Source organism: Dellaglioa sp. CoH-57-MRSF-16 (assembly GCF_056782055.1).
The window spans coordinates 107,751-128,899 of the sequence record NZ_JBXAXZ010000002.1; the positions used below are offsets into that span (position 1 = coordinate 107,751).

Genomic DNA, 21,149 nt, shown 5'->3' on the forward strand with positions numbered 1-21,149 from the left:
GGAGAAGAATATATGCAAAAATGGATAGATAATTTATCACAGGAGTTAGCAAATGTTGTAGGAGAAGTTGATACTCAAATTGAACCAAGACTAAAAGAAATTGATGAACAGGTTTTGTTTAACCAACAAAAAGTCTTGGAAGCTTTTAAGAAAAATAATGTTTCTGAAACATATTTTGCCGGATCAACAGGATATGGATACGACGATATCGGCCGCGATGGACTTGATCGTATCTATGCAGATGTTTTCAAAACAGAAGCGGCAATGGTGAGACCACAAATTGTTTCAGGAACGCATTCAATTTCAACAGCCCTTTTTGGTATGTTACGACCAGGGGACGATTTATTATATATTACTGGGATGCCATACGATACGATTCAGGAAGTTATTGGTATTTCTGGAACGGGTATTGGTTCAATGAAAGAATATGGTATCGGGTTTGATTACGTCCCATTAACGGCTGACAATCATATGGATTCTAATGGTTTAAAAGAAAAGTTAACGGATAAGGTTAAAGTTGTTGCAATCCAACGTTCTCGTGGGTATGCAACTAGAGATAGTTTTATGGTATCTGAAATTGCTGAGATGATTAAAGAAGTTCGTAAAATTTCAAAAGATGTGATTATTTTTATCGATAACTGCTATGGTGAATTTTCTGAAACAATTGAACCAACAGAGGTAGGTGCTGATATCATGTCAGGGTCACTAATTAAAAATGCTGGTGGTGGTTTAGCTAAAACGGGTGGTTACATCGTTGGACGTGCTGATTTAATTGAAAAAGCTGGTTACCGCCTAACAACACCTGGTACTGGTAATGAAGAGGGCGCCACCTTAAATGTTATGAGAGATTTTATTCAAGGGTTCTTTTTAGCACCTCATGTAACAGGTGAGGCAATTAAAGGTGCTATCTATACGAGTGCATTACTTGAAAAAATGGGATTAGATGTGTCACCAAAATGGGATGCACCAAGAACTGATCTCATTCAAACGGTTAACTTTGGTAAACCAGAACCAATGGTTAAGTTTGCTCAAGCTATCCAACGTGAATCTCCCGTTGATGCATATGTTGAACCAAAACCAAGTGATATGGCTGGTTATGAAGATAAAGTTATTATGGCTGCGGGTACTTTTGTTGAAGGTGCTAGTGTCGAATTGTCAGCTGATGGTCCAATAAGAGAACCTTATACGCTTTATGTTCAGGGTGGGTTAACGTATGCGCATGTTAAGTTAGCAGTTACAGCTGCAGTTGAAAAAACATTCTATTGAACAATCGACTGTAAGCTATGTTATAAAATCTAACATTGTACGTTGACAGTCATTTATTTCCTTGTTACTATAAGGATGTAATTAAAAAGGAGGCTTGTTTATGAAAGAGAAGGAACTCAGACGATCATTAGCGGTATTACCAATTGGAACGGTAATGAAATTAACGGACTTAACGGCTCGTCAAATTCGTTATTATGAGGAGCAGGAGTTAATTATGCCCCAAAGAAATGATGGTAATCGCAGAATGTATTCACTGAATGATATTGATAAGTTATTTGAAATTAAAGATTATTTAGATGAAGGCATGAATATGGTTGGCATTAAAGAAATTTATTTTGAAAAGGAAGCACAGGCTAAAAAGCAACGCAAATTGTTAGAAAAGCCTTTGACAGATAATGATGTTAGACATATTTTTCAAAATGAATTTCTTTCAGTTAGTGGACTTAAAAATCCTGACGATCCTTCTTTTAACACAAACAAGCGTCTATAAATTATAAATACTGAGGAGAGATAAAATGGCAAAAGCTGCATACACTAAAGATGACATTGTTACAATGGCAAAAAAAGAGAACGTTAAATTTTTAAGACTTATGTTTACAGATTTATTCGGAATTATTAAGAACGTGGAAGTTCCGATTAGCCAACTAGACAAATTATTAGAAAACAAATTAATGTTCGATGGTTCTTCAATCGACGGATTCGTTCGAATCGAAGAAAGTGATATGTACTTATACCCAGATTTATCAACTTGGATGATTTTCCCATGGGAACATGAACATGGAAAAATTGCGCGTATTATTTGTGAAGTTTATAACGCTGAACGTAAACCATTCCAAGGTGATCCAAGAAATAACCTTATCCGTGTCTTAAAAGAAATGAATGATTTAGGGTTTACTGAATTTAATATTGGACCTGAACCAGAATTTTTCTTATTTAAATTAGACCCTATAACGGGAAAACCTACAACACAATTAAACGATAAAGGTAGCTATTTTGATTTAGCACCAGTTGATTTAGGTGAAAATTGTCGTCGAGATATCGTGTTAGAACTTGAAAACATGGGTTTTGATGTTGAAGCTTCTCATCATGAAGTAGCACCTGGCCAACATGAAATTGATTTTAAATACGCAGATGCTTTACAAGCCTGTGATAACATCCAAACATTTAAATTAGTCGTTAAAACGGTAGCTAGAAAACATGGTCTACATGCGACATTTATGCCAAAACCATTGAATGGAATTAATGGTTCAGGGATGCATATTAATATGTCATTATTTCATAAAGATGGTAATGCATTCTTTGATGAAAAAGATAAGATGCAATTATCTGAAGATGCCTACCACTTCTTAGGTGGTTTATTACAACATGCACGTGGTTACACAGCAATTACTAATCCAACAGTTAACTCATATAAACGTCTTGTCCCTGGATTTGAGGCACCTGTTTATGTTGCTTGGTCTGGACGTAACCGATCGCCATTAGTTCGTGTACCAATGGCTCGTGGGTTATCAACTCGATTAGAGTTAAGAAGTGTTGATGCAACTGCTAATCCTTATCTTGTTATTGCGGCTATTTTAGAAGCAGGACTTGATGGACTTAGAAATAAAGTTGTACCACCTGCATCTGTTGATAGAAATATTTACGTAATGAACCGTCAAGAACGCCAAGATAATCATATTAGTGACTTACCATCGACACTACACAATGCCATTAAAGCATTGGAAAAAGATGATATCATGGAAAAAGCAATGGGTCCTCATTTATATCCAAGCTTTATTGAAGCCAAAAAATTAGAATGGGCTGCTTACCGTCAAGAAGTTTCTGAATGGGAAAGAGATCAATATTTAGAACTTTATTAAAAAAAGTGTAATAAAGGTTTGAAATGACTAACTAAATGATTGATAATGAAACTAGGACAAGTAAAATTGTTTTAGTTTTTTTGATTATGCAAAGAAAAATCACAATACATAGTAAAAAAAATAATCATTAAATATGAATAAGGGGTAAACTATGATAAAAGACAATCAATTTAATTTATCGGATCACAGTGAAGCTACAAACAATATCGAACGCACTCTATCTAAAAAAGTTGAGTACTTAAATCAACTTAGAGAGGCGATTAAACAAGAAGATGATCGATTAGTTTATCAACTCATTAACCAATCTCGTTACGCACAACTAGTGTTAAAGAAAAGAAGCGTTTCGGAATCTGCCATTCAAGAAGAGTTGGTCATTAAAGATTATCCACAAATTCAACAATATTTAAGTTTGAAACTTATCTCATATTTACGTGATACGTATCCATTCTTCTATTTTGAAGAAATGGAAGTTGGAAAATTCAAAATTCATTTTGGTAATTGGTGGGATCGAAAAGAATTTGGCTATTTAGACGTTTTAAATGTTGAATTTAAATTTGATGAAGAAGAACTAGCTAAATTAGCTAAGTCTTTTGAATTGGAAGAAACGAATAAACGTGTTAATACAGATAAAATTAATCAAATATCAATTCAAAATAAAGAACGTCAAGAATTAGTTGATTCTCAGGATGAACGTGACGCTGAAAAAGACAAAATTCGCGAAGATATGAAACGTAATTCACAAGAAAAAGGGCGTCCTTGGGATGCTGGACGTATTCGTGAAGAACGTCGCGTGTTAAAAGAAAGATTAACAGAGTTAACTGAGATGGATGAAAAAGCCAGCAGTGCATATCAAGATATTAAATCAAGTGAGACTGATGTTTTAAGTTTAGCCAAAGAAGATACGTTGATTGGTTATGAAAGACAAAGTGTTATTGGTATATTTGGTGATTTTGAAAAATTCACTAAACAAAATGATGCCTTATATTACAGTTATTTATCTCACTTAATTAGTCAAAAAGGACAGGTGACTGAATAATGGCTGAAAAAGAAAAGCAGTTAGTTTCTACAAAATCGCGTTTAGTAAACTTTAATGAACAAATTAAATTAAGTCTGAACAATGGGATTAAATTTACGGAAACATTAGATGTTTTAATGAATACCCAGGATAAAGTTGAGTTGATTGATGCCGCAATGAGTTTGATGGGTTATCAACTTGACACTAATTATTTAACATTCCCGCAAAAATATAGTGCTGCAGATTATTGTTTACTCTTCTTTAACCGTTTAATGGACTTGCATGATAATGAAACGGCTATTTTACACTTCTCAGAGCCTAGAAAAGCACTTGTCCATGAAATACCTGGGATTAATGTCGTAGATAGTTTTTCCTTTAAAATTGATGATAATGATGGCGCTTATTATGTTGCACAAGAATCAGGAGAATCTTTATTTTATTTAAATTTACGTAAAAGAATGATTCGAATTAATAGTACAGCTATTACAAATGTCTTAATTGTTAGTTACTTGGAAAAATTAGACGCAAAATCGATTAAATATCTTGAAATGATGTTAATTGATTTTGCGACGTATTTAAAAGAAGATTATGGATTTAGCGTTGATCTTAATCTATTGGATTCAGGTAATCCAGCAAGATACGAATTGTCTGAAGATATACTTAAACGAAGTGTTATCGATGAATTATTTGTACTTGCTTCAGAAAATGAGTTAATGGTTGAAGCAGGCGCAAATAATAGTGCTGTTTTAAAATTAGCTAAATCTGAAATAACAATTTATGATCAACAACAAATGGGTGAGAGTGATAATGAAAAATGGGTCGTTGCTGTTATGGATGCTGCCCAAGAAATTTCATGGTTCGATATTTTGTTGAATGAACCTTTCATTAGAAATTGGTACTTGAATAATATAAATGAATTAAGTATTAAATCAGATCCCTTGATTTTTAAATAATAAAAAAATGTCTGTCCGTTAGTTACTAGTGGGCAGATTTTTTTGGAGGAAAATTTAGTGAACTTAACAGATATGATCCAAATGGAACGAAGCTTTGATCGGGATGTTATTCAAGATAAAAAAATTAGATGGAGTCCTGAAGAGAGATTGTTTAACGCCTATGTGAGCTTGGATGTTGAACTATCAGAATTAGCCAACACGGTTGAATGGTTTAAAGTCTGGAAAGAAAATCGTGGACAAAAAATGGAAAAAGGCAAAACGCATGAAGAGACAGTACTCTCAGAATATGTTGATGCAATGAGTTTCTTTTTTAATATTGCCAATCAAAATAAATGGACCTATTTATTATTAATTAGTGACGAAGAGATGGATGATTTTGCAAAAAAGCCTATGACAATGTCATTGAATAAAGTCTTTTTATCGTTAAAATTAATGATTTCTAAAAGTTTATTTAGTCATAAATTAGAAGATTTTAAACATGCTTGGCATCTTTTTATTAAATTCGGGTTAGTTGATTTAAAATTGTCTTGGAATGATATTGAAAATGAATTTGTTAAAAAAAATATGGAAAATATTGAAAGACAAGAAAATAATTATTAATTAAAACAGTCTTAAATTGGAGCTAACCAATAATATTGGACAAAAATTTAAGCAGGTTACTGAATTTTAAGAGCTTGGTATCGTATTATTAGTAATTAATTTACAACTGAGCGTCGTAAATAAGGAATCATTAATAATTCGTATTTTAAATTTTAATAAAGAAAAGCCTTCGACATTGGATTTTTGTCCAATATTGAAGGCTTTTTTGTGTTAATAACTGAATAACAGTTTTTATTTGAATGAGACTAATCTCTTTTAAAATTAACTTAAGTAAAAAATCAAGAACCAGTATCAAAATTAAAATCAGCACCATCTTCAGATTCATGAATATGAACGTCTTTAGCAGACGAAGTACTATCATTAATATCAAAGCTCTCAGAAGAAGATGTCTTCTTAGTAGATGATGAAGATTCTTTAGAAGAATCTTTGGCCTTAGAAGATGAGGCCTTTGTGTTGGATGATGCAGACGACTGTTGAGAAGAAGAGCTATTTTTGTTAGAACTGGAATCAGAATTATAACTATATTCGCAAGCAGACAATAGTAGCATTGATACGCTTAGAACCCCTAGTAAGCTAATAAATTTTTTCATTTTAAATCCCCCAATATTTTTATGGTGCAAAGCGAGCAGTAGGAATCGCACCTACTAAAAGTATCTATACGCTCGTTAGAAATTTATGTTAAATTTTGTTTATTAGTGCTTAGCAGGAGCTTGTTTGAGTGTGAAAACTGCTGCAATGATTAATAAAATAAATGTAGGAAGGGCAAAAACCATTGATAAAAGAAATAAACCGCAACCAATAATACCAAGAACATGGCCAGTAATAGAGATATCAGCTTTTCTTGATTGAACAAGTGCAACAATGTGAAGAATAAGGCCAATTCCTAGCATAATATAAAAGAAAATAGCTGTACCGCTAGTTAAGGTTGATGTTCCAGAGACAGCGTGTGATGTTACAGTAGATTTATTGATACCAGTTAAAATAACGATAAGCCAAGAAAAGGCTACTAATATAGTATTTATGATATCGAAAGTACCTGCTGCAGTGTTAATTTTTAGTTTCATGAAGAATTCCCCCGTATGGAGCTTTTAACGTGATTCCCTATCTGCACGTAAGTATTCTATTTTATGTATATGATATTTTATAAGGCAGTGAAGAAAGCGATGGCGCCTAGAAAGATACCCGGTACGTTTGCAAAGAATATAGGCCAGTCTTTATTTTTACCACATACGCCATAGACAGTCCAAAATATGCAATTAATACAGGCAACCAAGGGCTGAACAGGATTACCCTGGCTACCATTAAGGTTGGAAATGATTTGTGGGATGTATGAGACATACATTAAGATAGATAAAATACTTGCAAACTTCCCGATTTTTTCTAGAGTGCTATCATTTAATAATTTCATTCTAATTCCTCCAAACTTTTTTATGCCTCTCTATAATAACTAATTATCAGTTATTCTACAAATTATAACAACTGGGAGTAGGTAAAAATGTTTGGTGTTGGTGAAAATAAACTTGTGGATGATTTTTATTATTAAAATGCATCAAAATTTTCTTGGGTGATAAATTAATTATTTAAATGAAGGCTAGGTATTTGTTTAGGTTAATATCTTACTAATTCAGAACTGTTATTGTAAACTCAGTATTTTGTTTTTAACTAATACTGACTATTTATGAAATTGCTGGATCTGAATAGCAAAGCTATAGAATGTTGAATAAATGATATTTAAATAGTGGTACATTCAGTAGAAACTATAGGACTAATAGTTTCTGTTAACAGATGACTACGTATCAAAAAAATTTACAGGGATGAGTTAATGCGTTGCTCTAATCAGAATGACGTTCCTCAGATGATTATCAAATTTAACAATAATTTTTCTTATAAAGGTAGCGCAGTTATTGATACTATTCATGAGTTGACCATTTAGGAGAAGAATGAAGTAATCAGAGAAATTACACTACTTGAGTTTCATTAATGATTTAGATAACATAAAACCCACTTAGTAAGGTGACTTATACATACAACTATTACTCTGACTGGCAATGATTATAACAAACGTAAAGGGGGAAATGCTATATCTTCATTTAACGAACTATTCCCACAAGTCAATGAAAAATCTACAATTAATAAGGTTAAACGTTTTTTTAAAGTATGGTTACCAAAAATGCAGAGATATAGTCAGAAGGATATTAGCGGAATTAAGTCGCCAATTATCATGGATATGCCTAAAAAGTACCTCAGGGAACAATCAACACGAAGAGACCATAACTAAACGTATCTATGCTGAGCAAGTTATTAATAATGTTCTAGTAGCTTTAAAGAGTTGTGACACTATTAGTAGAAAAATATTAATAGATGTCTATATTGCAGAAGATAATAAATAAAATGATATTGAAATGGATGATTTAGGATATGAAAAGACGAGATACAGTTTTTACAAGAATCGAGCATGCTTACAGTTTGCTGATTCATTCTTAATTGAAGACTTACATGATTTCAAAAAGTGAACATTTAGTGAACAAATTGAAGTGATTAATCTGTTATATTAGTAATATGATATTTTGATATCAGTTATTAATCTCTAATCCAAATATTTATACACACATGAGAAAGGTATTGTTTACCTGTCTTTTTTATTGTTTAATAATAGAGCGAGTATAAATTATTTGGAGGAGTAACTATTTGGACAATTATTATGTATTTAAATTAAATTTAGCACCAAATATAATTAGAACTTACGTTGAAAGAAAATCAGAAGGTTGGAAACAGCTTAAACATAATGTAATAAAGGATGATCTAACTAATAGTTTTGGAATACCTAATGGATTTGAAAGGGGAACATATTTAAATTTTATTTTTAAGGATACTGATGTTAAAGAAGAATTATCCAAATCTATAGAATATACAGAATTTGTTGCTCAATCTAAAAAAATAGAAGAGGAATATTTTGCTGTTATAGAAAACTATGAAAAAAATTCGGGCATTTTATGGACAAAAGAATTTTTGGGCGTTACAAAAGTTGAAATGAGAACAAAAATGGACAAATTACTTAAAAAATATCCATTTTTAAAAGAATCATTAGATGATGTTTTAGAAGATGATATAATAGGCAACTTAAAAGGGTACGGACGTTACGGACATGGTCGTAAAATGATGCTAGAGGCTAGAAAAATAATACGGTATATTCAGGATAAAGAATATATAAATGCTGGAGTGAATTTTTTTTATGAATTGGAAACTGAAAAAATTTTAATTTCTACTAATGACAAAAGTTTGAAAGAAGCTATTAGTATGTCTGAAAGAATAGAATCATTTATAAATACAGCAGAAAATACCAATATGGGTGCTGTATCAGTTAATGCAGTTCAAGATAGCGTTAGCATTAAGCAAGATTATGCAAGAGTAACAGTACATCTTGTCTATCCTAATGGTGCCCAGCAAGTTGAAGATAGGGACCTTGCTAGTCGAAAACGTATAAATGCTGAAGATGTGAAAAAAATATATAGTGCCCCTAGAGGAGAAAAAGTAAATACAGTAGAGTTAAGTAAACAATTGGGTGAAGATGCTAAGCGAGGATACCTTAAATCGATAAAACATAGGGCAATGAGTATAATGAAAATTGTACCTGTAATAGTTAATAAAAATTTTCATAAATAGGTGATAGTATGGTAGATAATAAATCATTGATGAGAGCATTATGGACTTCAAAACGAGCAACTATATGCAATATATACTCTAAAATTGGAATTTCGATAAATGTAATATTTACAATAATATATTTATTTTTTCCGGATATTATTAATGTTAATTATGAAGTTTCAAGCTTATTGGGTATTTCTGTTACCGGATTATCTTTTACATTCGCATTATTTGTTGCGGTTAAAAGTATCTTTGATATAGATAATTTAGGACACATATATTTAGTTTCTAAAACAGATACTCAATTAAAAAACGTATTTGTTGAAATATTCACACCATTTATGTGGACTTCATTTTTATGGCTAACCATAGTTGGAATATCAATTAGTACTATGTTAATATCATTTGAAACCTTTATTGATTTTGAAGTAATTTTGTATTTGAAAGGAATAGTTTTAATTTTAGTATTTACGGCGTCTTTGAATATTTTTGGGCTTATTTTAGACATCATCCGAGATACTCAAAAAAAGGCTATAGAGGCTGGAGAAGAAGAAGCTGAGTCAATAATAAAAAATAATAAAATGAAGTGAACCCTAAATATTGGACGAAGCTTTATGCAGCATTCTGGGTTATAAAAATTCGGTGTTCAACCGGGCTTTTACAACCCAATTTTATTTTAATTCGTGAAAAATTATAGTCATTTATCCAAACCGGTACTTGTGAAACTAGTGTTTCATATGTATCGGTTTCTTTTTGATAGAAAGCTTCAGCTTTCATAATATGGAAAAAGCTTTCCATGGCAGCGTTATCTAAACATGTTGCTTTACGTGACATACTCTGAAAAATACGATATTTTTTGAGAATAGTAACCCAATTTTTGTGTTGATATTGGAATCCTTGGTCAGAATGAATCGTCGTTCGATAATTTAAATCTTTTGGGATTTTTGCAATTGCTTGTTTCAAAACCTTTGTTGTAAATTTAACTGTTGGATGTTTACTAATCTGATGACTTAGAATTTTGCCTGAAAACAGATCATAAATACAGGTGAAATGGGCCCGTTCATCGATTGTTTCGTCACCCCAACGGACTTCTGTAACATCTGTTGCTAGTTTTTGATAAGGTCGGTCCGAAAAGAAACGGCGATTAATCAGGTTTTTAGAAACGGTACCAACTTTTCCTTTATACGAGTTGTATTTGCGTGTCTGGCTGAAATTGAAGTAGCTCCCATAAATTAAATCTCCTTAAATTTTTAAAATTTTGTAGCAATACGACCAATGAGCCTTGCACTCATAGCCAGCTTAACTGGTGGTCGAAAGGGTAGTTAGGCGTCCATTACAATAACTTGTAATTCTTCAGTTACAAATTGATTGATGCCTGCTAAAAATTCTTTAAAATAAGTTGTTTCATTGTGGAAGTTAACTGCGTCTTGGTCTTGCCAATGCTCAATTATTGCATAACGATTGTTGGCACCTAATTGTTTAAAATGATTGTATGAAATATTACCAGATTCTTTTTTTGATTGCGTCACTAGAGGATCAATAAAATGTTCATATTCTGTAATACAATTTTCATTAACAACTAAACTAACATTAAAAACTTTCATGATAATATTCTCCTTTTTAGCTTTTAACGTGATTCCTATGCACGTAGATAAACAAAAACGAGCAGCAGGAGTTGCACCTGCTTGAAGTATCTATACACTCGTTAAAATTAGTTAAATATTTATTCCCAAGTTGAGTCCCCGTAAGTGACAGAGAACGGACCAGCATTAGAAGTTGTAAAGTATAATGTCATTACAGCTTTTTTTCCGGCAGCTATTGAATTTGGAATATTACCAGAGTAAGTCTCTGAATTAAATTCCCCAATAGTATCATCACTATCATAGACGTCAAACTTTTGACCATTGAAATCTAGTGGACCTGTACCATTATTTTGAACGGTTACTTTAACAGCAACTTGTGTATCACCGGATTTAACATCATTTAAAGGAACTGACGTTTCTTTTTCAGCAGAGTCAACGGTTATCTTTGAGTCGTCAGTTAAATCTACAGAATCGCCAAAAGATGAAGTAGATTCTGAATCGGATTCATCATCAGTGTATGACTCATCGTCAGATTCTGAATCAGATTCAGATTCATCGTCAACATATGAATCATCATCGTCATCATAACTAGAATCATCATCTGATTCTGACGAGTCACTAGCACTTGACGATCTAAAATTAGACGATGAACGCGCTGACGAATCTTTATCAGATGTTACCGACATCACGCTAAAAGAAATAATTGATATGCCTAAACCGGCAATCAATAAAATTAGTGGTATTAAATTAGAAGCTTTATTACCCCAAGCTACAATAAACCAAGTTACACCTGTAAAAAAAACAACTAAACCAATAAGAAAAATAATTGTAAATGTAGTACTCATGAATATATTTCCTCCGAAATCTATATCTCTACTCCTAGAAATATGATAAAATTATTTGTTAATATATTTATACCCTCTAACTTGCTACCAACAGGTTAGGGGATTTTTTAATAGTTTTATTTCAAACAATTTACTAAAGCTTAAGTAATTGCTTGATATTTTTAACGTGTTTTCCAGTAATACAATATAAAGCGTTGCCAACAGCCTTACCGACAGAAAATGCTTTCTTATCGCCTGATATTTTAATACTTTAGTAGATTTATTGATAAAAATATCCATGCAACAAATATGCAACAAATGTTTTGAGCATTCTATCCTTTATAGTCTGTTTTCACCTAAATAAAAAAATAGGAACGCCCGTTTAAAGGCATTCCTATTTTTATAAATCGGTCTAGAATGGATATCTATGACTCGGGTGAGATTCGAACTCACGACCGTCCGCTTAGAAGGCGGATGCTCTATCCAGCTGAGCTACCGAGTCATAACAACATTTAATAGTATATGATAAAATACTGGTACTTGTCAATGGAAATTGGTAGAACTCTTATAAATTATCAAAAACATGAATGAAAGTTTTGATGAAATGTTCTATAATAAGAAAGTAATAGACATAAATGGAGATAAAGACTATTTAATTATGAATAAAGAGGTTGAAAAATGGTTGATTCTAATGATCCACGGGTAAAGAGAACAAGACAAAATTTAAAAAAATCATTAGTTGTACTCATGAAACATTACAAAGTTGAAAATATTAGCGTTCAAAAGATTACTCAGGAAGCAAATGTCACTCGAGGAACATTCTATCTGCATTATCATGACAAACAAGATTTTATTAATCGGGCAATGGATGAAATTTTAGATGACTTTTTTGATTACATTATGATTATGTCAAAACAATCACCAGATAAAGCGTACGTTTATTCGAAACCAGTTGAAGTTTGTTGTTTAAATCGGGTGTTTAACTACTTACAAGATGAATCAATGATGTTTGGCGTACTTTTAAATAGTCAAGAAGATGTCGCTTTTTCTGATAAAGTATATGATAGACTAGTTATCTACTTAAATAACTTTAGAGAACAGTTAGCAGGCGATTTTGAAGTATCTAAGATACCAAACGAGTTACAAGTATCCTATGTTGCATCAGCGCACCTAGGCTTCATTAAACGTTGGTTACGAGACGATATGATCTACACACCGCACTACGTTGCTAAGGTTTTAAAAGAAATTACTGGCGTTGATACAAGTAACGGAGTCAATTTAACAAACTTTTTTGTTGAAAATGATGGATAACGTTGACTTAAGAAGTTACATTTGATATTATAATAACGTTGTATTTGTGAACACCACAACTGCAACCGCACGTTTTAAGTTTTTAAGCGTCAGGTTGTCTAAATCTGATCACTAAATTACGGCGAGTCTAAGTAATCTATAAGGAGGTGTAATACACATGTACGCAATTATTAAAACAGGTGGCAAACAACTTAAAGTTGAAGCCGGAGAAGCTATTTACATTGAAAAATTATCAGCAGAAGCTGGTGAAAAAGTTACATTTGATGAAATTGTTTTAGTTGGTGGCGAAAAAACCGTTATTGGTGCTCCTTTTGTTAAAGGTGCTACAGTAACTGGTACTGTTGAAAAACAAGGCCGTGAAAAGAAAGTTGTTACTTTCAAATACAAACCTAAGAAACATTCTCATACAAAACAAGGTCATCGTCAACCATATACTAAGGTTGTTATCGATGCTATTAACGCATAATTTTGAAAGTAGGCTACTAGTATGATACGTGCAGTTATTTCTCGGAGAGATGCCAAAATCATCGATGCGTTTGAAATAACAGGGCATGCTGATTCTGGTGAATATGGTCAAGATATTGTGTGTGCTGCGGTTTCGGTATTGACTATCAATACAGTTAATAGTTTGACCGAACTTGCTAAACTTAATCCTGATGTTGAGATGGATGAAGATAATGGTGGATTAATGAAAGTTAAACTATCAGAATCTGAGTTAAACGATGCTACAGGACAGTTATTTTTAGAAAGTTTAGTTTTAGGACTACAGTCAATTGAGCAAAACTATCAAGATTACATTAAATTAACACTTAAATAATAAGACTATAACAAGGAGGTGCATTGATTATGTTAATGAATTTACAATTTTTCTCACATAAAAAAGGTGGGGGTTCTACTTCTAATGGCCGTGATTCTGTCGGTAGACGTTTAGGCTCAAAAAGAGCTGACGGACAAGAAGTAACAGGTGGTTCAATTCTTTATCGTCAACGTGGAACACGTATTTATCCTGGTGTTAACGTTGGTAAAGGTGGAGATGATACTTTGTTTGCTAAAGTCGATGGTATCGTTCGCTTCGAACGTAAAGGCCGCGATAAGAAACAAGTCTCTGTATACCCTGTAGCTGAATAATAATAACTCAAAGGAAACCTCTTCATTTTATGATAGAGATTTCCTTTTTTTGTACATAAAAGGAGTGTTTAAATGAATTTTGATAGAATTAAACAATTACAATCAACTTTTGAGAAACTCTCGATTGATGCATTTCTAGTGACGGATACGACAAACATATTTTATTTAAGTGGTTTTGAAGGTGATGGTGTATTGTTAATTACTGATACACAACAATTTTTAATCACTGACCTAAGATTTGAATTGGCACTAGAAAATCATGATAAAAAATTAGAAATAAAATTTACGCGTGATTATCTGGGTGCTGTATCTGACATAATTAGTGAAAAAGGATTAACAGTTATGGGATTTGAATCATCAATATCATTTTTAGAGTATGATCAATTAGATGAAATCCTTGTTAGTGATTTGGTGCCATTTACTAATATTGTTGACGAATTACGACGTGTTAAAGATAAGGATGAGCAGATAAAATTAATAAAAGCAGGAAAATTAGCTGATGAAGCTTTCAATTATATTGTGTCGACGATTGAAGTTGGTCAAACAGAAATTGAAATTGCTAATCGGCTAGATAGTTATATCAAAAATTTAGGTACTATGAGTGAATCTTTTGAAACAATTGTAGCAAGCGGTATTCATTCAACATGGCCACATGCAACGGTTTCAAAACGAAAGATTCAAGACCAGGATCTGATTACGATAGATTTTGGCTATTATTACGAGAACTATACATTTGATGTCACAAGGACCATCGCCGTGGGATCGATATCTGATGAATTAAAACATATCTACGAGTCTGTTTTAACGACACAAGAACGAGTGATTTCATTAATTAAACCGGGAATAAAATTAAGTGAATTAGCTAGAGTTGCTAATGAAACAATCGCCGATGCAGGATATGGTAAATATTTTAATCATGGGATTGGGCATGGAATTGGCCTATCAATTCATGAATTACCTAATATTAAATTGGATGATTCAAACAGTGTTTTGCAAGCAGGCGACGTCATTACAATTGAACCAGGGATTTATGTACCAAACCTTAGTGGGGTTCGAATTGAGGATGATATTTTAGTGACTGAGAATGGCTATCAAATGTTAACGAATTCTTCTAAAAAATTAATGATAATATAGACTTTAACTTGCTTTTATATGTCCATTATTGCTATTATTAGAACTATGAGATACACGAGATAGTAGGAGGAATATTATATTATGATGTCCGTTAATGAATTTAAAAATGGTGTTACAATCGAAGTTGATGGTGATTTATGGCGTGTTGTTGAATTTCAACATGTTAAACCGGGTAAAGGTTCTGCTTTTGTTCGATCAAAACTAAAGAATCTCCGTACAGGTGCTGCTCAAGAAAAAACATTCCGTGCTGGTGAAAAAGTTCAAAAAGCACAAATTGATAATAAAAAAATGCAATATCTTTATGCTGATGGTAACAACTATGTATTTATGGATATGGATACATATGAACAATTAGAATTACCAGAAGAACGCGTGCATGAACAATTAAATTATTTGAAAGAAAACTTAATTGTTAATGTTATTATGTTTGGCACTGAAACACTTGGTGTTGACGTTCCTAATACAGTTGAATTAAAAGTAGCATCAACTGAAGCGGGTATTAAAGGTAATACACAATCTGGTGGAACTAAACCTGCTGTTCTTGAAACAGGATTAGTTGTACAAGTGCCATTCTTCGTTAATGAAGATGAAATGTTAATTATTAATACACAAGATGGCACATATATTTCCAGAGCACAATAAATCGACGGAGGTTAAACTTATGGCTGAAGAAACAAATATTGTTTTAAAAAGTACTGAACCTTCTTTGGGTGACATTAAGATTGCACCTGAAGTTATTGAAATTATTGTTGGAATTGCTGCTAACCAAATTGATGGTGTTTACTCAATGCGTGGGACAATTGCTAAAAATTTAACTGAATTATTTGGCCGTAAAAAGTCACTGGGTAAGGGTGTTAAACTTGATTTAACAGATGACCAGTTGAATATTGATGTTTTTGTTTACCTTGATTACGGTGTATCTGTTCCTAAGGTTGCATTAGTGATGCAAGAAAAGATTAAACAACAATTACTATTTATGACAGGTTTAGAAATTATTGAAGTAAATGTTCATGTTGAAGGGGTTATTCCTGAAAAGGAAGCCGATAAGATAGATACTGACGATTTATTTTCAGAAAAAGATGGTGAAAATTAGTGAGTGTAATAGTAACTAGACATACGATTCGCGAAAAAGCATTTCAAGCATTATTTGCGTTAAATTCTAACCCAGATGGTGATAGAGAGGCTATTTATCGTGAATTGTTAGAAGTTCCTGATGAAGAGTCGGCTGTAATTCCACCTTATTTAGAAGCATTAGTTTCAGGTGTTAGTGATAAACAAGCTGAGATAGATTCTGTTATTGAAGAAAATCTAACATCACGCTGGAAACTATCACGCTTAAACAATACGGATTTAATTATTTTGAGATTAGCTATTTACGAAATGAAATACGTAGATGATGTTCCTGCTAAGGTAGCATTGAATGAAGCTTTAGAAATTGCTAAAGAATTTAGTGATGATGAATCAAGAAAATTTGTTAATGGTGTGTTAGATCCAGTTGTTGAAAAAATGCCTGTTGATATTGAAAAAACAAATGAATAATAATGATTGAGAAGTGTTGCATTTTTTGCGACACTTTTTTTTTAGAAATGAATACCTTAAATATGATAAAATGTAAGAAGTAAAAATGGAATAGAGGTGCTAAATTATGGCTAAATTAATTGATGGTAAAAAATTGGCACAAATAACGACGGATAATTTAAAATCTGAGATAGAAGCTTTAAAGAAAAAGAATGTCTTTCCTACATTAGCTGTTATTGTAGTTGGAGAAAATCCAGCAAGTAAAATATATGTTAAGAATAAGCATCGAATTGCTGAATCTATTGGGATAAAATCGATTGTTAAAAGATTACCTGATACGATATCAGAAAAAGAGTTGCTAAATCTCATTAATGACTATAATGATAATTCAGATATTAATGGCATATTAGTACAGTTACCTTTACCGAACCAAATTGATGAAAAAAAGATAACCGAAGCTATTAAACCAGAAAAAGATGTTGATGGATTTCATCCGATAAATATTGGACGATTAGCCATGAATGATCCACTAGCAATTCCATGTACACCACTGGGAATTATGAGAATGTTTAACGCATACAATATTGATTTAGACGGTAAAAATGCAGTTGTTGTTGGCCGCAGTAATATTGTGGGTAAACCAATGGCGGCGTTACTTTTAAACGCTAATGCAACAGTAACGATAACGCATAGTCATACGGAAAATTTATCAGAGATAACTAAACAGGCTGATATTTTAGTCGTTGCAATTGGTCAAGCAAACTTTATTAAAAAAACCGATGTGAAACAAGGTGCTGTAGTCATCGATGTCGGGATGAACCGCTTAGATAGTGGTAAGTTAGCGGGAGATGTCGATAAGGAAGTTGCAGAGGTTGCAGGATATCTGACACCAGTACCAAAAGGGGTTGGACCTATGACGATTGCAATGTTGATGGAACAAACAATTGAATTAACAAAACGGAGTGTTGGCATTGAATAAAGATAATTATTTATCAGTTACATCATTAACAACATATTTGAAGAAAAAATTTGATGCTGATCCTTATCTTGGGACCGTTTATTTAACTGGCGAAATTTCAAATTTAAGACCTCGACCTAATGCGCATCAATATTTTAGTTTAAAAGATGATCATGCTAAAATTAGCGCAATTATGTTCCGTTCAGCTTTTGATAAAATAAAATTTAAACCAGAAGATGGCATGAAAGTTTTAGTTATGGGCCGTATATCTTTATATGAAGCGACAGGTAACTATCAAATATATATTGAGCGAATGGAACCTGATGGTGTTGGTGCGTTATATCAAGCCTATGAGCAGTTAAAAAATAAGCTACAAGCTGAAGGATTATTTTCAGCACCAAAACAGGCATTGGTTAAATATCCTAAACGAATTGCTGTGATTACAAGTCCTTCAGGGGCTGTCATTAAAGATATTATGACAACCGTTAAAAGACGTTACCCGATTGCTCAATTAGTTTTATTTCCTGCGATTGTACAAGGTGACAAAGCAGCTAATGATTTAGTTAAGCGGTTAAAACAAATTAACGAATTAGGCCATTTTGACACGATTATTATTGGTCGAGGCGGTGGCTCAATTGAAGATTTATGGCCATTTAATGAAGAATCTGTTGCAAGGGAAATATTTGCTAGCCAGATTCCAATTATTTCTTCAGTTGGACATGAGACAGACACAACCATTGCTGATTTAGTGGCCGATGTTCGGGCAGCAACGCCAACAGCAGCAGCAGAATTAGCTGTCCCTGTTTACGCCGATGAATTAATTAAGATTAATCAATTAAAATTGAGACTATTACAAGTAACACAAAATATTTTAAGTTTAAGAAGACAACAATTAGATAAGATTCAACAATCATATGTTTTTCAACAACCTAATCGGTTATATGAGGGTTACCTTCAAAACTTAGACAATTTAGCACAACGCTTAATGCAAGTAACAAAACAAATTATCACAATTAAGAAACAACAATTTGAACAAGCTAATGGTCAGTTGCGCTATCAAAATCCGCAACAATTGGTTAGTCAACTGCAAGATCAAGTAAAACAACAAAACAAACAGTTACATCAATTAATGACCTACTTACTTGAAACAAAGAAACAACAGGTTGGCGAAAAAATAAATGCGCTTGATTTATTAAGTCCATTGAAGATTATGGGACGAGGATACAGTTACGTATCTATGGAAGATAAAATTATTAAAAGTATTAATTCAGTGAATATAGATGATAACGTCGTGTTACACCTTACAGATGGTAAAGCATATGCAAAAATTGAAAAAGTTGAAAAAGGAGAATAAAAAATGGCTGAAAAAAAAGCGACATTTGAAGATAACTTAGTAGAACTTGAAAAAATTGTAACAGAACTAGAACAAGGTGATGTTCCTTTAGAAAAAGCATTAACCCAATTTCAAAACGGTGTTAAGTTGAGCTCAAAATTGCAAAAAACATTGGAAAATGCTGAAAAAACATTAACCAGTGTCATGAATGATTCTGGTGAAGAAGTGCCATTCGAACAAGGCTTAGAAAATGAGTAACTTAACTAAATTTTCTGATATCGTATTACCAGAATTTAATCAAATTATGTTGAATCAATTACAGGCTTTAGACACTGAAAAAAAGTTAAAAGAATCGATGACTTATTCAGTTGAAGCGGGTGGTAAACGTATTAGACCACTAATCATTTTTGTTATTTGTCAAATGCTTAATCGTAAACTTGATAAGTCAGTTTATTCTATTGCTGGTGCATTAGAATTAATTCATACCTATTCATTAATTCATGATGATTTGCCTGCGATGGATGATGATAATTTAAGACGTGGTAAACCAACAAACCATATTATTTTTGGTGAAAGCATGGCAATTTTAGCTGGTGATGCACTAAATACATTAGCCTTTGAATGGATCAGTAACGCAGAGTTGCCTGATTCACAAAAGGTATTACTAATGGGTCAACTAGCTAGGTTAGCTGGCCCAGAGGGAATGGTTGGCGGTCAAGTTGCCGATATTGAAGGTGAACAAAAAGAGTTATCATTAGCGCAGTTGAAACAGGTGCATAAGCGTAAAACGGGTGATTTAATTGAATTTTCAGTTTACGCAGGTAGCATACTTGGAAAAGCGACTGACCAACAGCACGTAGCGTTTATGGCATATGGACGTCATTTTGGGTTAGCTTTTCAAATCTATGATGATATTATGGATGTCGTTGGGACATCTGAAGAGATGGGCAAGGCTGTTCATAAAGACAATCAAGAAAATAAAAATACGTATCCTGGACTAATGGGAATTGATCAAGCTTATAGGATGCTCGAAGAAGTAACCAATCAAGCTAAAGATGCTATTCAAACGCTTAAGCAAACAGGGTTGGAGACAGAGTATTTGGAAGAATTGTTACATTACTTTAAATTAAAAAATTAGGAGTCACTATGAAAAAAGAGCGCATTGATGTTTTATTAGTTAAACAAGGGTTATTTGAAACTCGTGAACAGGCCAAACGTGCAGTTATGGCTGGTGAAATTCTGGGTGAGAATGAAGAACGATTGGATAAACCAGGTGTTAAAATTTCTGAAGAAACTGTGCTTCATTTTAAAGGTAAAAAATTACCTTATGTGAGCCGCGGTGGACTTAAATTAGAAAAAGCCCTTAAAGTATTTGATGCAACCGTTCAGGATAAAACGGTCTTAGACATTGGATCATCAACCGGTGGCTTTACCGATGTTGCTTTACAAAATGGCGCAAAATTAAGTTATGCGTTAGATGTTGGTACCAATCAATTAGTTTGGAAATTACGACAAGATCCAAGAGTTGTTGTGATGGAAAATACTAACTTCAGATATAGTAAAAAAGAAGATTTTGAATTTGGACAACCCAATTTTGCAACAATAGATGTATCGTTTATTTCATTACATCTTATTTTACCTGCATTAAAGAAAATTATTACTGAAAATGGGGATGTTGTGGCATTAATAAAACCCCAATTTGAAGCAGGAAAAGAAAATGTTGGAAAACATGGTATTGTACGAGATGAAAAGATTCATCGTCAAGTGCTCGAAGACATTGTTCAATTTTCTATTTCCACTGGATTTAATGTTGCGGATTTAAGCTACTCACCAATTAAGGGTGGCGAAGGTAATATTGAATTTTTAATTCATTTAAAGTCTGCGATAAATGAAATTGGCGAGATTTCGGATAAGGTTAGTATCGATGGCGTATTAACTGCTGCATACGATAACCTGAATGCCGTTAAATAAGGATTTAAAGTGAAGTTCTTTAATAATAATTGAAATTACGTTATACTAACT

General features: G+C 32.7%; 27 protein-coding genes, 1 tRNA gene, 1 pseudogene and 1 other annotated feature. Of the genes and pseudogenes, 22 read left to right on the forward strand and 7 right to left on the reverse strand.

The window, feature by feature from the left end; all coding sequences use genetic code 11:
* Positions 1-12 precede the first annotated feature (12 nt).
* The 6 genes from AC1RPH_RS02440 (at position 13) to AC1RPH_RS02465 (ending at position 5,693) form a co-directional block, all read left to right on the forward strand.
* Positions 13-1,266 (forward strand): methionine gamma-lyase family protein, encoded by a 1,254-nt coding sequence (locus AC1RPH_RS02440; RefSeq protein ID WP_481761231.1) that lies wholly within the window; start codon positions 13-15, stop codon positions 1,264-1,266.
* A gap of 100 nt (positions 1,267-1,366) precedes the next feature.
* Positions 1,367-1,756 (forward strand): MerR family transcriptional regulator, encoded by a 390-nt coding sequence (locus AC1RPH_RS02445; RefSeq protein WP_481761232.1) that lies wholly within the window; start codon positions 1,367-1,369, stop codon positions 1,754-1,756.
* Positions 1,757-1,781: 25 nt separating this feature from the next.
* Positions 1,782-3,125: a type I glutamate--ammonia ligase gene (gene glnA, locus AC1RPH_RS02450; protein ID WP_409022650.1), complete on the forward strand. Its 1,344-nt coding sequence runs from the start codon at positions 1,782-1,784 to the stop codon at positions 3,123-3,125.
* Positions 3,126-3,276: 151 nt separating this feature from the next.
* Positions 3,277-4,161, forward strand: a complete 885-nt coding sequence (locus AC1RPH_RS02455; RefSeq protein ID WP_481761233.1) for an exonuclease SbcC — start codon at positions 3,277-3,279, stop codon at positions 4,159-4,161.
* Positions 4,161-5,093 carry a hypothetical protein gene (locus tag AC1RPH_RS02460; protein WP_481761234.1) on the forward strand — a complete coding sequence of 311 codons (933 nt, stop codon included), beginning with the start codon at positions 4,161-4,163 and terminating at the stop codon, positions 5,091-5,093. The genes AC1RPH_RS02455 and AC1RPH_RS02460 overlap by 1 nt, the downstream gene beginning before the upstream one ends.
* Before the next feature lie 57 nt (positions 5,094-5,150).
* A complete protein-coding gene (locus tag AC1RPH_RS02465; RefSeq protein WP_481761235.1) occupies positions 5,151-5,693 on the forward strand; it encodes a dUTP diphosphatase in 543 nt (180 codons plus the stop codon).
* A 278-nt stretch (positions 5,694-5,971) separates the two neighbouring features.
* Here AC1RPH_RS02465 and AC1RPH_RS02470 read toward each other — a convergent pair whose 3' ends face one another.
* The 3 genes from AC1RPH_RS02470 to AC1RPH_RS02480 all read right to left on the reverse strand — a co-directional run bounded on the left by AC1RPH_RS02470 (position 5,972) and on the right by AC1RPH_RS02480 (position 7,101).
* Positions 5,972-6,232, reverse strand: coding sequence for a hypothetical protein (locus tag AC1RPH_RS02470; protein ID WP_481761236.1), 261 nt, complete (start codon positions 6,230-6,232; stop codon positions 5,972-5,974).
* A gap of 153 nt (positions 6,233-6,385) precedes the next feature.
* On the reverse strand, positions 6,386-6,757 hold the full coding sequence (locus AC1RPH_RS02475) for a transporter (protein ID WP_409022645.1): 372 nt from the start codon (positions 6,755-6,757) through the stop codon (positions 6,386-6,388).
* 77 nt (positions 6,758-6,834) lie between these two features.
* A complete protein-coding gene (locus AC1RPH_RS02480) occupies positions 6,835-7,101 on the reverse strand; it encodes a SemiSWEET family transporter (protein ID WP_481761237.1) in 267 nt (88 codons plus the stop codon).
* Between the two features lie 706 nt (positions 7,102-7,807).
* Between AC1RPH_RS02480 and AC1RPH_RS02485 the strand changes: the two genes are divergently transcribed.
* From AC1RPH_RS02485 to AC1RPH_RS02495, 3 genes are all read left to right on the forward strand, one after another.
* Positions 7,808-8,083, forward strand: a complete 276-nt coding sequence (locus tag AC1RPH_RS02485; RefSeq protein ID WP_481761238.1) for an ArpU family phage packaging/lysis transcriptional regulator — start codon at positions 7,808-7,810, stop codon at positions 8,081-8,083.
* A 298-nt stretch (positions 8,084-8,381) separates the two neighbouring features.
* On the forward strand, positions 8,382-9,356 hold the full coding sequence (locus tag AC1RPH_RS02490) for a hypothetical protein (protein WP_481761239.1): 975 nt from the start codon (positions 8,382-8,384) through the stop codon (positions 9,354-9,356).
* Between the two features lie 8 nt (positions 9,357-9,364).
* On the forward strand, positions 9,365-9,928 hold the full coding sequence (locus AC1RPH_RS02495) for a hypothetical protein (protein ID WP_481761240.1): 564 nt from the start codon (positions 9,365-9,367) through the stop codon (positions 9,926-9,928).
* 22 nt (positions 9,929-9,950) lie between these two features.
* On the opposite strand, the pseudogene AC1RPH_RS02500 reads toward AC1RPH_RS02495, so the two are convergent.
* The 4 genes and pseudogenes from AC1RPH_RS02500 to AC1RPH_RS02515 form a co-directional block, all read right to left on the reverse strand.
* Positions 9,951-10,544, reverse strand: a pseudogene (locus AC1RPH_RS02500) (IS3 family transposase); the annotation flags it as partial.
* A gap of 116 nt (positions 10,545-10,660) precedes the next feature.
* On the reverse strand, positions 10,661-10,942 hold the full coding sequence (locus AC1RPH_RS02505) for a putative quinol monooxygenase (protein WP_481761241.1): 282 nt from the start codon (positions 10,940-10,942) through the stop codon (positions 10,661-10,663).
* 119 nt (positions 10,943-11,061) lie between these two features.
* Entirely contained in the window at positions 11,062-11,766 is a 705-nt protein-coding gene (locus tag AC1RPH_RS02510; protein WP_481761242.1) for a DUF4352 domain-containing protein, read from the reverse strand.
* A gap of 407 nt (positions 11,767-12,173) precedes the next feature.
* Positions 12,174-12,247 (reverse strand) — tRNA-Arg (locus AC1RPH_RS02515).
* Positions 12,248-12,423: 176 nt separating this feature from the next.
* On the opposite strand from AC1RPH_RS02515, the gene AC1RPH_RS02520 reads away from it, so the two are divergent.
* The 13 genes from AC1RPH_RS02520 (at position 12,424) to AC1RPH_RS02580 (ending at position 21,098) form a co-directional block, all read left to right on the forward strand.
* Positions 12,424-13,056 carry a TetR/AcrR family transcriptional regulator gene (locus tag AC1RPH_RS02520; RefSeq protein ID WP_409022635.1) on the forward strand — a complete coding sequence of 211 codons (633 nt, stop codon included), beginning with the start codon at positions 12,424-12,426 and terminating at the stop codon, positions 13,054-13,056.
* Positions 13,057-13,109: 53 nt separating this feature from the next.
* Positions 13,110-13,195 (forward strand) — a sequence feature (ribosomal protein L21 leader region).
* A gap of 18 nt (positions 13,196-13,213) precedes the next feature.
* On the forward strand, positions 13,214-13,522 hold the full coding sequence (gene rplU / locus AC1RPH_RS02525; RefSeq protein ID WP_409022634.1) for a 50S ribosomal protein L21: 309 nt from the start codon (positions 13,214-13,216) through the stop codon (positions 13,520-13,522).
* Positions 13,523-13,543: 21 nt separating this feature from the next.
* Entirely contained in the window at positions 13,544-13,873 is a 330-nt protein-coding gene (locus AC1RPH_RS02530; RefSeq protein ID WP_409022633.1) for a ribosomal-processing cysteine protease Prp, read from the forward strand.
* Positions 13,874-13,896: 23 nt separating this feature from the next.
* Positions 13,897-14,184 carry a 50S ribosomal protein L27 gene (rpmA, locus tag AC1RPH_RS02535; protein ID WP_083478911.1) on the forward strand — a complete coding sequence of 96 codons (288 nt, stop codon included), beginning with the start codon at positions 13,897-13,899 and terminating at the stop codon, positions 14,182-14,184.
* 72 nt (positions 14,185-14,256) lie between these two features.
* Positions 14,257-15,318 (forward strand): M24 family metallopeptidase, encoded by a 1,062-nt coding sequence (locus AC1RPH_RS02540; protein ID WP_481761243.1) that lies wholly within the window; start codon positions 14,257-14,259, stop codon positions 15,316-15,318.
* Between the two features lie 81 nt (positions 15,319-15,399).
* Positions 15,400-15,960 carry an elongation factor P gene (gene efp, locus AC1RPH_RS02545; RefSeq protein WP_409022631.1) on the forward strand — a complete coding sequence of 187 codons (561 nt, stop codon included), beginning with the start codon at positions 15,400-15,402 and terminating at the stop codon, positions 15,958-15,960.
* Positions 15,961-15,979: 19 nt separating this feature from the next.
* Entirely contained in the window at positions 15,980-16,411 is a 432-nt protein-coding gene (locus AC1RPH_RS02550; protein WP_409022630.1) for an Asp23/Gls24 family envelope stress response protein, read from the forward strand.
* 8 nt (positions 16,412-16,419) lie between these two features.
* A complete protein-coding gene (gene nusB, locus AC1RPH_RS02555; protein ID WP_409022798.1) occupies positions 16,420-16,857 on the forward strand; it encodes a transcription antitermination factor NusB in 438 nt (145 codons plus the stop codon).
* A 106-nt stretch (positions 16,858-16,963) separates the two neighbouring features.
* On the forward strand, positions 16,964-17,815 hold the full coding sequence (gene folD, locus AC1RPH_RS02560) for a bifunctional methylenetetrahydrofolate dehydrogenase/methenyltetrahydrofolate cyclohydrolase FolD (protein ID WP_481761244.1): 852 nt from the start codon (positions 16,964-16,966) through the stop codon (positions 17,813-17,815).
* A complete protein-coding gene (gene xseA, locus AC1RPH_RS02565; protein WP_481761245.1) occupies positions 17,808-19,148 on the forward strand; it encodes an exodeoxyribonuclease VII large subunit in 1,341 nt (446 codons plus the stop codon). The genes folD and xseA overlap by 8 nt, the downstream gene beginning before the upstream one ends.
* Positions 19,149-19,151: 3 nt before the next feature.
* Complete coding sequence (locus AC1RPH_RS02570; RefSeq protein ID WP_409022627.1) at positions 19,152-19,385, forward strand: exodeoxyribonuclease VII small subunit; 234 nt, start codon at positions 19,152-19,154, stop codon at positions 19,383-19,385.
* Positions 19,378-20,265: a polyprenyl synthetase family protein gene (locus AC1RPH_RS02575; RefSeq protein WP_481761246.1), complete on the forward strand. Its 888-nt coding sequence runs from the start codon at positions 19,378-19,380 to the stop codon at positions 20,263-20,265. Before AC1RPH_RS02570 ends, AC1RPH_RS02575 begins: the two co-directional genes overlap by 8 nt.
* Before the next feature lie 8 nt (positions 20,266-20,273).
* The gene (locus tag AC1RPH_RS02580; RefSeq protein ID WP_481761247.1) at positions 20,274-21,098 is read left to right on the forward strand and encodes a TlyA family RNA methyltransferase; all 825 of its coding nucleotides are present in this window, start codon (positions 20,274-20,276) and stop codon (positions 21,096-21,098) included.
* The last annotated feature ends 51 nt before the right edge of the window (positions 21,099-21,149 follow it).